The sequence below is a fragment of the Anaerolentibacter hominis genome (genome assembly GCF_032380675.1).
GTDB classification, from domain to species: Bacteria; Bacillota; Clostridia; order Lachnospirales; family Lachnospiraceae; genus Anaerolentibacter; species Anaerolentibacter hominis.
This window is the reverse complement of record NZ_JAWDIX010000001.1, coordinates 1,064,422-1,078,751: the sequence shown is the minus strand read 5'-3', so window position 1 is coordinate 1,078,751 and position 14,330 is coordinate 1,064,422. Positions and strand designations below refer to the sequence as shown.

General features: G+C 47.7%; 10 protein-coding genes. All 10 read right to left on the bottom strand.

Features of this window, described 5'->3' with window-relative positions; translation table 11 throughout:
- Positions 1-6: 6 nt before the first annotated feature.
- Positions 7-2,289 carry a RelA/SpoT family protein gene (locus tag ABCW47_RS05005; RefSeq protein WP_343209598.1) on the bottom strand — a complete coding sequence of 761 codons (2,283 nt, stop codon included), beginning with the start codon at positions 2,287-2,289 and terminating at the stop codon, positions 7-9.
- A gap of 144 nt (positions 2,290-2,433) precedes the next feature.
- Positions 2,434-2,958 carry an adenine phosphoribosyltransferase gene (locus tag ABCW47_RS05000; RefSeq protein ID WP_343208760.1) on the bottom strand — a complete coding sequence of 175 codons (525 nt, stop codon included), beginning with the start codon at positions 2,956-2,958 and terminating at the stop codon, positions 2,434-2,436.
- Between the two features lie 332 nt (positions 2,959-3,290).
- Complete coding sequence (locus ABCW47_RS04995) at positions 3,291-4,373, bottom strand: transaldolase family protein (protein ID WP_343208759.1); 1,083 nt, start codon at positions 4,371-4,373, stop codon at positions 3,291-3,293.
- Positions 4,374-4,470: 97 nt separating this feature from the next.
- Positions 4,471-5,412: a transketolase family protein gene (locus tag ABCW47_RS04990; RefSeq protein ID WP_343208758.1), complete on the bottom strand. Its 942-nt coding sequence runs from the start codon at positions 5,410-5,412 to the stop codon at positions 4,471-4,473.
- Positions 5,413-5,416: 4 nt separating this feature from the next.
- On the bottom strand, positions 5,417-6,238 hold the full coding sequence (locus ABCW47_RS04985; RefSeq protein ID WP_343208757.1) for a transketolase: 822 nt from the start codon (positions 6,236-6,238) through the stop codon (positions 5,417-5,419).
- Positions 6,239-6,710: 472 nt separating this feature from the next.
- Positions 6,711-8,150 carry an esterase/lipase family protein gene (locus tag ABCW47_RS04980; protein ID WP_343208756.1) on the bottom strand — a complete coding sequence of 480 codons (1,440 nt, stop codon included), beginning with the start codon at positions 8,148-8,150 and terminating at the stop codon, positions 6,711-6,713.
- Between the two features lie 149 nt (positions 8,151-8,299).
- Positions 8,300-9,208: a homocysteine S-methyltransferase family protein gene (locus tag ABCW47_RS04975; RefSeq protein ID WP_343208755.1), complete on the bottom strand. Its 909-nt coding sequence runs from the start codon at positions 9,206-9,208 to the stop codon at positions 8,300-8,302.
- Between the two features lie 105 nt (positions 9,209-9,313).
- Positions 9,314-12,811 carry an EAL domain-containing protein gene (locus tag ABCW47_RS04970; RefSeq protein WP_343208754.1) on the bottom strand — a complete coding sequence of 1,166 codons (3,498 nt, stop codon included), beginning with the start codon at positions 12,809-12,811 and terminating at the stop codon, positions 9,314-9,316.
- Positions 12,812-13,072: 261 nt separating this feature from the next.
- A complete protein-coding gene (locus ABCW47_RS04965) occupies positions 13,073-13,714 on the bottom strand; it encodes a class I SAM-dependent methyltransferase (RefSeq protein ID WP_343208753.1) in 642 nt (213 codons plus the stop codon).
- A gap of 14 nt (positions 13,715-13,728) precedes the next feature.
- Entirely contained in the window at positions 13,729-14,256 is a 528-nt protein-coding gene (locus tag ABCW47_RS04960) for a dihydrofolate reductase family protein (protein ID WP_343208752.1), read from the bottom strand.
- Positions 14,257-14,330: the final 74 nt, after the last annotated feature.

The following is a 14,330-nucleotide window of genomic DNA, read 5'->3' as shown; positions in this document are numbered from 1 at the left end:
TGACTGTTAAACCCGTTCGATGTCCAGAACGCTTTCCACTTTCATAATCTTGGCGACAATACTGTTCAGCGCACTCACCCCGCCAACCTCGAAACTGACGCTGATGGTGGCTGTGCCCTGTTTGCTGGTTCTCACATTCATAGACTTGATGTCAATCTTATTTTCGGTAAATACCTTGGAAACATCCAGCAGCACACCGGTCCTGTTGTTGGCATAGATCAGGATCTCCGCCGCATACAGTTCCTCTTTGGTCTTTTCCGTGACCGCTCTGTTCCACTCTGCATTGATCAAACGTACTCTATCCTCCTCCGGAATGTTGATAATATTCACACAGTCCGTCCGGTGAATAGAAACGCCTCTTCCTCTGGTGACAAAGCCCACGATTTCATCTCCCGGCACCGGATTGCAGCATCTTGAGAAGCGCACCGCAACATCATGAACTCCTTCCACCACAATGCCGCTTTTAGACTTAGCAACGGTCGCTGCCTTATTCTCTCTTGCTTCGGTGACGGTCTCCATAACTTCCTTGTCCGTCACTTCTTTTTTGTGCTTTTTCTTATACTCCTCCTGGAGCTTGTTGACAACCTGACCTTCCTTCAGTCCGCCGTGGCCGATGGCCGCGTAGACAGAATCCCAGTCCCGGAATCCATATTTGGACATGCATTTATCCATAAACTCCGATTTCAGAAGATCACTTAATACTATATTCTTGCCCTTACAGTAGGCCGCCATCAGTTCCTTGCCCCGGACAATATTCTCATCCTTTAACTGGGCCTTGAACCACTGGCTGATTTTATTCTTTGCCTGGGTGCTCTTGACGAACTGGAGCCAGTCTCTGCTTGGGCCCTTGGAGTTCTGAGACGTGATGATCTCGATCCGGTCCCCGTTCTGAATCACATAGTCTATGGTTACCATACGCCCGTTTACCCTAGCGCCCACCATTTTATTCCCCACGGCACTGTGGATGCTGTAGGCAAAATCAATGGGTGTGGACCCGGCCGGGAGTGTTTTTACATCTCCGGTAGGGGTAAAGCAATATACATTGTCGGAAAATAAATCCAGGTCGCTTTTCAGCAGACTTAAGAATTCCTTATTGTCGTCCATATCCCGCTGCCATTCCAGAATTTCACGCAGCCAGGTCAGTTTTGCTTCTTCATTATCCTCCGAGCCTTTACCGTCCGGATTCTCTTTATATTTCCAATGGGCCGCGATACCGTATTCCGCCGTACGGTGCATCTCATAGGTACGGATCTGGATCTCAAAGGGCTGCCCCTTGGGTCCGATCAGCGTCGTGTGAAGGGACTGGTACATATTGGGTTTGGGCATGGCAATATAGTCCTTGAACCGTCCCGGAATCGGTTTGTACATTTCGTGGATAATACCCAGTGCGGCATAGCAGTCCTTCACCGAATCCACAATAATTCTCACCGCAAACTGGTCGTATATCTGATCCAGCGTCTTATGCTGGTTTACCATCTTTTTGTAAATACTGAAGAAATGTTTCACACGGCCGTTTATCTCAGCCTGAATTCCTCCCGCTTCGATATGCCTCTTCACATCCGCAATGATCTGGTCTATAAACTCTTCCCGCTCGTCTTTTTTCAGAGCCATTTTTTCTTCCAGTTCATTGTAGACTTCGGGTTCCAGATATTTTAAGGACAGATCGTCTAACTCCACCTTAATCTTGGAAATACCCAGTCTTGAGGCAATCGGAGAATAGATATCCATGGTCTCTCTGGATTTTTCCTTCTGCTTCTGAGGCGTCTGGTACTGCATCGTCCGCATATTGTGCAGACGGTCGGCCAGCTTAATCAGAATCACACGGATATCCTTCGCCATGGAAAGAAACATTTTCCTTAAATTCTCCGCCTGGACCTCGATTTTATCCGCGGAATAGTTTAACTGGGTCAGCTTGGTGACGCCGTCAACCAGCAGGGCCACCTCATCCCCGAACTCATCTTTTAACTGATTATACGTGAGGGATGTGTCTTCCAGCACATCGTGGAGCAGTCCCGCTACAATCGTCTCTTTATCCAGCTCCAGTTCCGCCAGAATGATACTGACACAGAGAGGATGGATAATATAGGGTTCCCCGGATTTGCGCATCTGATCTTTGTGCGCGTTATTTGCTGTCTGGTATGCTTTCTCAATCAGGGTAAAATCCGTAGACGGGTGATAGCCGCGGATAATATTTTTCAGGTCTTCATACAGCAGATCCGGCGCAGTAAAATCAGCCGGAGTTGTCAGAGCCTTCTCCAGCCTGTTTTCTGTTTTCTGTTTATCTCCCATCGGGATATCCAATTCTCTGCTCAATGCTTCACCCATACAAACTCCTCCCCCGTACAGCAGTCTCCGCCATGGGACGGATGTAGTCAGGCAGGCATATCTGCCTGCCCAAACGCTCCGCTCTTCTATTTCACAGCCCGGAAACCTTTATTTCCCTGGATATTTAATCACTGAAACAACGTCGTAATCCTTCAGCCGTTCCCGGCCTTTCAATCCTTCCAGCTCCATCAGGAACACAATCTTCACAACCTCACCGCCCAGCTGCTTCACCAGCCCGGTGATCGCCTCAATCGTACCTCCGGTAGCGATCAGGTCATCAACGATAACCACCTTCTGACCCGGCCTAATCGCATCCTTGTGGATCTCAATGGTCGCCGTGCCGTATTCCAGCTCATAGCTGGTGGACACAGTCTCTCTTGGAAGTTTTCCCTGCTTACGGACCGGAACAAAAGCTTTATTCATATTATATGCAATCGGTACGCCGAAGATAAATCCACGGGATTCCGGCCCCAGAATCAGGTCAAATTCCACATCCTCAAGCGTCTTCTGCATTTCATCTATAGCCATATGCAGCCCTTCGCTGCTCTGCAAGATTCCTGTTACATCCCGGAAAATTATTCCCTCTTCCGGAAAATCCGGTATGCTGATCACATATTCATCTAATTTTTTCACCTTTTTACCCGTGCCTTTCCTGCTCCCGGCCCCTCCCAAAACGGGAACAGGCCCAAATACGTATTATCCTCCTGCGAAACATGGATTGCATCTTTCGACATAATAAACGAATATTATACAAAAACGTGAAAAATCATCCCAATCCACCTATTCTTGGACATTATAGCAATAATCAGCCAAAATAGCAAGCTTTGTGCATGACACAGCCACCTGTGTATTACCAGTATTGACCAATTCACTCCGGATCATAACATTGCCATAAAAGGAAGGCCGCCCTGCATTTTTTTCAAAACACAGAACGGCCCTCTATCCTTATTTCATTATTAGTGTATTTAGTGTTTTTCCGGATAGATCATATAATTTCTGATCAGTCCCAGCAGCTGCTCATAGCCGCCGATGAAAGTAGCAAGTGTATCCTGGAACCCGCCGTAGCTTACAAACTCTTCCGGTGTCTGTGCGTTTGCATCGAAGGATTTCACAAACTCAGGCAGTTTCATCAGTGCATCCATATATTCTGCTTTAACCGGCACATTAATTCTGTCCTCTACCGGTCTTTCACATGCGTTGATCATCACATGCCATTTATAAGGAATCGTCATGCATAAATCACCGCCTACCAGTTCGGACCAATGATTTAAATTACGATATGCAGCTGATAAGAGTCTCGTGGTAAATCCTTTTTCTTTGTAGATACGATATGCTTCTTTCATAACCGCAACACCGCACCACTCCAGAGCTTCCGGAAGTTCAGCAGCCTTGCCGCTCTGTGCAACCGACTGTTTTACCCAGTCGTCCACACGGCCGATCATCAGAGTACAGACCGGTGACATATCATCAACCGGGAGTCCTTCTGCTTTTCTTCTGTTAAGGCCTCTTTCAACAGCTTCTGCTACAGCTACAGCCTGAGCAACAGTAAAGGAAACTGTGGCATTGACGGAAGCACCGCGGTATGTAACTTCTTCCATAGCCTTGATGCCGGCAGCAGATGCTGGAATCTTAATCTGCATATTCTTGCCAAGGCTGTTCAGATGCATAGCCTGCGCGACCATCAACTCCGTATTTCTATAGTATTTAGCGTTGGTCTGTATGGACAGTCTGCCTTTTTTGCCTTTGAACTGTTCATATACCGGAAGCAGTTTCTTGGAGCGGTCTGCGCCGACATAGTCGATCAGTGCCCATGTAATGTCTTCCTCTGTTGCTTCAGGCATATCCTGAATCAGTTCTTTGATCTTGCCTTCCAGCTTCGGCAGTTCATCTTTGATTACGGCGCCGATGATAATCGGGTTGCTGGTTGCTCCCACGATTCCTCTTTCCAGGCCATAGTCCAGTTCCATTTCGCCACAGGTATCCATCCAGATATCTGTATCCGGAAATCTCACTGCTGTCTCATGCAATTTTCCTAAATACTCACTCATAATTAGTCTCCTTACTTTTCCTCAACTTTATTTTCATGATACTTTCTATTTCAAGAGAGGGCCGCCAGAGGCTTCCCTCCCCCGGAAAACGATAGGATTATTTCATCGCAATTGCTTTCTTAGCTGCCTCTACGATATCGCAAGCCATGAGATGATATTTTTCCTGCAGGAAAGGTGTAAATCCAACTTCACCATAATGATCTTTCACGCCGACTCTCTGAACCGGTGTGGGATAATTCTCGCTCAGGCACTCGCAGACAGCTCCGCCCAGGCCATTTAAGTAAGAAGCATTCTCTGCCGTAACGACAGCACCTGTCTTCTTAGCACTGGCAATAATTGCTTCATTGTCCAGAGGTTTAATGGTATGGATAGCAATTACTTCCGCATTGATTCCCTCTTTTGCCAGATCTTCTGCTGCCAGCAGAGCCTGCTCAACCATAATACCGGAAGCCACCAGAGTAACATCCGTACCTTCTTTTAAGATATCTGCTTTGCCCAACTGGAATTCATAGCTGTCATCATAAATCTTGGCCGGTGTTCTTCTGTTCAGTCTTATGTACATCGGTCCGTAATAGTCAATAATCTGCGGGAACGCTTTTTTCAGCTGCGTACCGTCGATCGGCTCAAAAATAGTCATGGTCGGAACACTTCTCATAATAGCAACGTCTTCCATACTCATATGAGTACCGCCGTTGATCTCCGCTGTGATACCAGGGTCCGTACCAACCAGTCTGACATTCTGCTGCGCATAAGCTACGGACAGAGTGATCTGGTCAAAAGCACGTCTGGTAATAAATGCGGTAAAAGTAGCTGCAAACGGAATCTTGCCCATAGCGGACATACCGCCTGCCATACTCACCATATTACACTCTGCAATACCAACATTAACTGATTTCTCAGGATATTTCAAAAAGAATGGTTCCGTGCCGGTTGCCTTCATCAGGTCGGCTTCCATAACAACGATTCTATCATCTTTTGCTGCTGCTTCCATCAAGCACTCGCAATAAACATCTCTCATCATTTTTTCTTCGTGTACCATCTTATTATTCCTCCTCATCCAATTTTTTTACTGCGCTCTTCCACTCTTCCTCGGATACGTCACGGCAATGGTTGCTCGGATCGTTCTCACAGAAGTAAGCACCCTTGCCCTTGATTGTATTCATGATGATCATGCAAGGTCTGTGGTGTTCTTTTTTTGCGTAGTCAATTGCACGGGAAATCGCATATACATCATGGCCGTCGATTACCTGAACATTCCAGCCGAAATCTTCCCACTTCTTATCCAGCGGATATAAATCGCCGATGTCGTTCACATAGCCGTCAACCTGCATTTTGTTGTAGTCCAGGAATGCGATCAGGTTACTCAGGTTATTGTTTCCGGCAAACATTGCCGCCTCCCAGATCTGACCTTCCTGACACTCGCCGTCGCCTACAATAGCGAATACGTTGCATGGATTCTTATCCATCTTTGCTGCCGCAGCCATACCAACCGCACAGGAGAATCCCTGTCCCAGGGAACCCGTTGTCATATCGATACCCGGTGTCAGGTTCATATCACAGTGGCTGGGTAAATGTGTATTCGGTGTATTCAGTGTCTCCAGCTGAGACTCCGGAATAAAACCTCTGGATGCCAGCGCCGCATATACAGCCGGTCCGCCATGTCCTTTGGAGCAAACCAGGCGGTCTCTGTCCGCTTTCTTGGGATCGGATGCGTCTACATTCATCGCCTCATGATACAGGACGGCCAGCAGATCACAGATCGACATGGACCCTCCGATATGTCCGATACCCAATGTCCCAATTGTTTTCAGGGTCAGTTTTCTGATCTCTTTTGCTTTCTCTTTCAGCATTTCTACATTTGCCATTTTTGAAACAACTCCTTCCATCGTCTTTATCTTATCGGTACCCGCGTTTCAAAAATCTGCGGGAAATACCATCCGAAACCGGCCTGGAAAACATCTTCCGCGTCCATCTTGATTTCCGGCGCATACAAGAATCCCACCGCAAAAATCCTGATGGCCGGGCCCCTGTTTTCACAGCACTTTTCCTGCACCGACCGCATCATTCCAGATAGTTCTATTATATCAAACCTGTCCATTAAATACAACTTAAACTGTTGTTAAATTTGTTGAGTATTTCCTTCAAATTCGGCTATCATACCGGATAATTCAGCAAATATACCAATACATTGTGTTATTTTCTTACCTTATACACGTCCGTCGGAAGGAGCTGCCCGGCGCGATGGTTTTATCATAACCGATCTCATTTCATTTTGCAATAAGAATTTGAAAACTTTTCATATTTTTGTTTCATTTATTTTTTCAGGTGCTAATTTGCCTAAAACCCTTTTTCCTTGAGCTCGCTTACAATCTTTACATAAGTCTCCGTCACATCAAAACCTTTATAGTCCTCCCGTTTCAGATCTATCATGTCGCCGTGGGAGATGCCCCTTCTCCCGGAGGACGTAAAAAGTCCTCTGTAGTCGCCCCACTGTGCGGAAGGCACGGCCACCAGCCCATCATTCTCTCCTTCCAGGGGCTTAATCAGACTGTATGTAATTGTCAGCAGGGAATCGCTGAACCGGTTCTTCATCTTACTCATATAGCTTTGATAGTAAACCCCCGCCGCATCCGGCACTTCCTCATTAAACTTCCTGCTCGCCTCAGTGGAAAAAGCTCTGGTCGCCGTATAAAAATCCGGATTTTTGTCTCCGAACTTCCGAAAGGCTCCATCGAAGATCCGGGCGGCAAACCGGTAAAGCCGGTCCGGTAGACGGCAGGCTTTGTCTACAAACAGGCAGCCCCGATGCGGAGTATTAATCGTAGTCAGAGAGGCAACAAAGGGTGCCATTCCCAGTTTTCCTATGGCATATCGGGCATCCAGACCTCCCTTGCTGTGGGCAATGATATTCACTTTCTCACATCCGGTGTCCTTCATGATTTCAATAATCCGTCTGCGGATATCCTCTCCGTTGTATTGCGTTGTTCCCACTGCTTCCTGATTTCCATAGTAAATCAGAGCACCGTTGCGGATGAGCTCCCCCGGAATCCTCCCCCAATAATTAAAAAAGCGCAGATCCCGGAACAAAATGCCGTGCACCATGAGGATTGGATATCTGGTTTGGCAAAGATTTGACTCTGCCCGGATATCCCTGAGTTTCTTTTTATAACAGGCATAGTCATATTCTTCATAAACAAGGCGGCAGGAGAGAGCAAAGACAATAAAATTCACAACCGGTATCCACAGAGTGAGAACCATAACTACCCGTCTCATAACACTCAGACGTTTCGAGGTAAAGAACATGCGCAGGATACCATTGGCAAATAGAACAAACAAAATGCACATGGCATAGATGATTCCCGCGGCCAGAACAGGCCCGGGCATCCCCCGGCGATACAGATAAGGATAAAAAGAAGCAAATAGTACAATCTGCAGTGCCGAACCCAGAAATCCACAGTATACCAGGGTTCTTCCGCCTATCATTACTTTCAGGCGGATTCCCGTCGTATGACCGTCCCGCACCGGAAACAGGTTCAGCCTGGCCCAGAAATAAAACAAAACCACGGATACAATAATCAGGTGAGCCACACGCATCCCGCTTGAAAAGATCTCCGGTCCGTCTTTATAATATATATAGTACAAAACCACCGGATTCTGTGCCAAAGGCAGAAACAGAAATAAAGGCCAGACCTTAAACATTTTTGTTCTGCCCGACACATCCATCCCAATCAAAAACACTGCCGCTGTCAAAAGCATCAGCAGACTAAAAACATTCATACTATATCCCTTTCTGATCCACAGAGCAATATCGTGTTCCCTGCATAAATTTGTTATTTACTCACCACCTATTGAGGGGGGAGTCTTATCTACTTCCATGATAAAAATGAGCCCCTGCCTGAGGGGCTCATAAAACGATTCGCGATACATTATTTCAAAAAAGACAGATACCGGGCAATCTCCGCCAGATATACCTCATCCGCATCATTGCAGCCGCCCACTATTTTTAAATCCATGATCTCACTCAGCCTGGCGATATCCGACACCAGCTCCTGGCTGCCGGACTGAATTATCTGTCCGACGTCGGCCTCCCCCATACAGGAAGGGTCGGCCTCCAGGGCCATAAGACGGTTCCTGACGGCATCCGTCTGGTTAAACTCCTGGCTGAGGGCACGATAAACCACGTGGGGATGCATCCTGGCCATATAGCAAAGCGGTTTGATATCCCGTTCCTGGTCGATCGCTTCGATTACGCTGGAAAGCCGGGTTCCATCCGGCAGCATCCCGTCCGCGTCAAAATCCAGGCCCACGATATAAGGAAGTCCGGTTTGCTCCATCGCCTCCGCAACCCCCTCCGCTTCAGGAAGGGATGACATGCTCTGGGCATAGAGAAAGTCGGCCCCGTTTCCCGCAAGCTTTTCAGCCTGCCAGGAATGAAACTCCAGCGACTCCTCTGCCGTCATCGTCCATTCGCCGGTTTCCCCGTCACCGATCAGTCCCCCTATGTACATCTCGGTGTCCGTGTTCTGTTTTAAATAATCCAGAACCAGTACATTGTCCGCAATTATATTCTCTCCATACCCCGCCTTCATGACGTTTTGCCGATTCGTCTTGCGCGTGGGTGTCATGGCTATAAACGGCAGCCGGAACTGCCCTGCAATCTCCAGATACTGTCTCCAGAGTTCCATCAGCGCGCGCTTGCCATGTTCCTCATAGATCAGGCCCGCGATGCCAATCTCCGGATCACCTTTCAGCCCGTACTCTCTCCTCAGGCGCTCACGCATGGCGCCCTCCATAAGCAAAGCCCGGTTTTGTTTAAAGCTTGTTAAAAAATCCAATAAAAATCCCACCCTTCAAGTTCATCCCTATTCTATCATAAATTATAGAAAAAGCGGGAAACTTTTTTAAGAAATCCTGGATTTTTTACTTTAAACTGCTTCCGATCAGCTCAGATACGCCTTCTCAAATTCCTCTGTCAAAAGGGGTTTATCAATCAGAAATCCCTGAATCATATCGCACTTCTGACCGGCCAGTATCTCCAGCTGCTCGTTTGTCTCCACCCCCTCCGCCACGGTTTCTATGCCCAGCGTGCGGCATATTTGAAGGAAATGATTTACGATCACCCTGGTGCTCCGATTGGAAAACAAATCATGGATCAGGCTTTTATCCAGCTTTACCACATCGAATTTCAGAGAGGCCAGAATAGACAGATTGCTGTACCGGGCGCCGAAGTCATCCAGTGCAAGCCGGTAGCCGCTCTCAACGATGCTTTGGCCTACCGTGACGATATTGTCACGGTCTACGCCGCCCTCGCTTTCCGTTATCTCGATCTCAATCCAACTGCTCGGTGTTCCATACCGGTTCCGGATTTCCTCCATGCGCTCAATCAGTCCGTCCTGGAGCAGGGTATTCCTGGAAAAATTCAATGAAACCGGAATTAACGCTTTCCCCTCCTGCTGCCATCTGCTCAGTGTTTTACACACTTCCTCAAAGATAAAAAGATCAATATAGGAAATATTTCCGTCTCTTTCCACCGCCGGTATAAATTGATCTGGTGAAATCAATCCGTATTTCGGATGACGCATCCTCGCCAGCGCTTCCGCTCCCCTTACCGCTCCGGTCTGCGAATCCGCCTTGGGCTGCAGGACCATTTTATACCATCCATCTTCCAGATGCTTTATCAGGTTTAAACGTGCAGCGGGATCAGACCACTGGGACAATGCTCTCTGGGATTTATAATAACTCTTCTTATCTAAAATCATCCGGTCGTCCGCATAGCGGATCAGCCGCTCCACACTGATTTCATCTGTCTCCCAGGAATATCCGGCGGACATTCCCTGGGGCAGTTTTTCAAAAGATTGCTTTTTTGCTTCTAAAACATGGTTAATAAATACCTCCTGCGTGATATTTTCACAGATAACCAGGAATTCGTCTCCAGCAAAGCGGAATATCTGACCGGCTTCGTTAAAGCATTTCTTCAGAATCTCTCCCGCCAGCCGGACCATCTCATCCCCATATGGCTGCCCGTATCTGGCATTGATCTGCTTTAAACCATTGATATCAAAGGAAGCAACTCCCATGGAAATGAAATTAACTTCTGACAGCCCAATCCGGTACTCCATATAGCTGCTGCGGTTTCTAAGCCCGGTCATGGCGTCGTAATGACTTAAGTATTCCTGTCTGTTCTGAAGACGCCTTTTTATCATCTCACCGGCCGTGAATTTGCCCACGGATTCCAACAGCGCCAGATCCGGAAAATGCTCGCTGACATTGTGCAGGCCGATAAATCCCATCACCTGGCGGTCGGACATAAGAGGCACAAGGGATAAAGTTTTCAGCCGAAGCCGTCTGATTCTGCTGCCCGACTCCGGATACCTGCCTGCCAGCCCTTCCATATCCGTGTAATGAAGCACCTTCCCTTCACTCAGCTTTTCTATTAAATGTTTTGCTTCTATTTCTCCCATCCGGCGTTCCATTACCAGATTGTCCGGCTTTCCTTCTTCCAGCCACCGGTAGAGACAGGAAAGCCTGCGCCTATCCTGCCCAATTTCCATCAGATAAGCAGAATCCGCCTTGTAGTACTCTCCCAGTCTTCGCAGCACAGATTGTACCGCCTGCTCCAAACTTTCTGCCGATATCAGAGAAAAGGCGCATCGAAGCAGGATGCTTTCCGATCCGGCGGTTTTCGCCTTTGACGCAGCCGTTCCTTCATTTACGGATTCCGGCGCTGTCGGTATATCCATCTTATCATCATAGACCACACACCGGTTCCTGCCTTCCCTCTTAGCGGCTCCCAGCGCAATCCTGGATCTGGCATACACTTCCTCGAATGTCATTCTTATTTTATCTGAAAAAGCGATTCCGACAGAAGCAGAGATCATGTTGTCCGGCTCTGAGTACAGATAGGGCATACACATAATCTGCCGGATTTCTTCCGCGGTTGCCAGTACACTCTCCGCAATAGGGTCCGAACCCAGGAAAACGGTAAACTCATCACTGTAAAACCGTCCCACAATCTGTTCCGGGCCAAACTTGGTCTGAATTAATTCACACAGCTCTTTAAGCACATCGTCCGCCGTATCCATACCGCTGTTTTTCAGCAGCACACTGCAGTTGTCCAGATTAAAGATCAGAATTGCAAATTGTTTCCCAAGTCTTGCGGCCTTCTGTGCCGCTTCCTGCATCATGGCAAGGGACGTATCCTTGTTATAAACGCCGGTCACCATATCCTTTTCCGCCCGCTGGCGCAGCAGGGATTCGATGTTCTTCTGCTCCGTGATATCTCTGATGGTTGCGAAGGCATATAATTCCCGGGTTATGGCATCCTGGACAAAATGAATACATCCTTCCGCCCAGTTCAGATGACCCTCTCCGTCTTTCCTTCTGTACTCCAGGCTTAGTTTTTTCTTTCCCTCTTCATAGGCTTTCAGCAGCGACTCCCGGCTGAAATACTGTCTGCATCGCTTCTGATCTTCTCCGTTGGCGATCGTCTCAAGGCCCATGACAAGAAGATCTCCATAGGACATAGTAAGGTAGTCCACATCCTGGTCCTGTATCTGCAGAAATTCAACCTGGTCAGTGGTAAGGTTGATTTTGGCGTTGGCAATGGCTTTATCCAGAGACGCCTGTCTTGCCTGCATTTCCTGCTGGTATCTGATTTCCGCCGTCTTCTGCCTGGATATATCCTCACTCACCGCAAATGACCGGTCCGGCTTCCCATTCCTCCCCAATATACTTGTAAAGGATATCTTTTCCCAATGGTATTCTTCGCTTACACTGTATCTCACATAGAGGTCCGCCTCCGCATGCTCCGCCCCGCTCTCCACCTCGCTGAACATACGCCGGGCATCCCCGAAACTGACAGGATGGATATAGCCTCCTTCTATCAGACACTCGGGCATGGGTTCCAATACCATCCCCAGCTCCCGGAACTTTTTGGTGTGGTCCGGCTGAAAAAGCCGTTTGCGCTGAATGTCATATTCCCACACCTCAATATTCGCATAGGCCAGGGCAATACGGTACCGCTCCTCATTTCTGGCAATCTGCTCCTGCATTTCATGCTGGCTTGTGAAATCCAGGCACAGAAAAATGGCAGCCCTGCGCCCATTTTCAACAGGAAAAAGTCTGCCCCTTGCATAGATCCAGATATATGTTCCGTCTTTTCGTTTCATACGGCATGTCATTTCCGGCATCTGCTGCTGTGACTGCCGTGTCATTTTTACCAGCCCTGCCTTTACCCGGTCGTCCGGATGAATACATGAGATAATTTTCCCCTGAGTCTCCTGGAATAATTCTTCCTTATCCTGATATCCCAGACAGCTCAGCATTTCCTGATTCAGAAAAAGAATCGGCCCCCCGTTCTCCCAGTAAATGCCTATCAGCCCGCCGGGTATGGACCGGAATACAGTATCCGCCGTAAGGGAACCCCTTCCGCTCCCCATAGTTATACCCTCATTCCCCATCTTGTTTTCCCTCTGCCGTTTCATTATTACCGCATGTTTGCCGACCAGATTATACCAGCCCCTCCATCCGTTATTACAATCTGTCAGTCTACGGTCTTGTCTCTTTTTATATATACAATCAGTTTACCACTAATTGTATATTTTGTGCCAAAATGTTGCAGCATTTGCTAATGAAATTCAGAAAAGGAGGGTGCCGCCAACGCAGCAACCTCCTTTTTACTTATTATTCGCTCATTATGATCAAATTCCAGCTTGATTTTCCGGCTTCCAAAACGTCATAGAGTAATAATCCCCGCAGTTAAGTTCCGTTATCTGCAGATTATCAGCTTCCGGCGGAAACAGCCCGGCAAGACGCTTGCCTTTTTCCACAAGAATTAACTTTGCCCCCGGCCTGGCAACCCGCACCATCTCATTCAGAACCAACTGGGGCGACGGCACATTTTTCAAACCAGAAAAACAGAACACACTGTCAAAGGAGTCTGATACAAAGGGCAGGGCCTGCATATCGCAGCGGCAAAGCCGCAGAGGCAGATGATCCTTGATTTTATGTCTGGCACACTGTTTCAGTTTTCTCATGGACGTATCCGTGCCATAATACTTTGCAGCCGCGGGAAGCCTTTTTAAATTTGTACCTGTACCCACGCCAATCTCCAAAACCCGGTCCCCCGGCCGTACGGAAAGCAGGCTCAGACAGTCCCGGCAGAGCTTTCCGCCCTTTTTCACCGACGCGTAATGTATCTTTCTTCCATCCAGAAAATCTCCGATCCCATAACGGCTAACGGAAAAACACTCCCTGGTCTCTTCATTTATAAAACATCTTCCCAAACGGTCAAAAGTAAGCTCCGCACCGCTTACCGGACTCCGCCAAATCGTCCTCTTCATATCTCTCTCCCTTTTTATGCTCTTCTTACATAGTGAAGCACACAGATCCCGTCCTCCACAAAATACTCTTTCAGCGTGAGAGGGATCGCCGGATTATCCTGCCGGAATAATGGGATTCCCTTTCCCAGAATAATTGGAATAATACCAAACACATATTCATCAATTAGATTGTTCCCGATCAGAGGTGCCGCTGCAATGCCGCCGCCAAAAAGATAAATATCCTTTCCCTCTTCCTGCTTTTCCATCTTGATAAACTCAGCCAGGTCTCCCTGTATAAAATGGTAGTTTGCATAGTCCTTTTCTCCATGAGAAGAAGCAATATAAACCTTTTGCTCTGTAAAATCCAGGTGCATCGCCTGACGGTAACAATGGTATCCCATCACAACGGTATCCACCCGCTTTAAGAATTCATCCTGATCCCATTTCTGCTTTGTATTCAGACTGCTCAGGCCGTTCCCTGCTATCCAATCATAGCTCCCGTCTTCTCCGGCAATAAAGCCGTCCAGACTCACGGCCATATTCAAAATGATCTTTCTTCGCATTGTTTCACCTCCGGAATATAGGGTTCACAGATGAAACCTTTTTTATCATAACTCACATTCAGGCAGGATTCAAC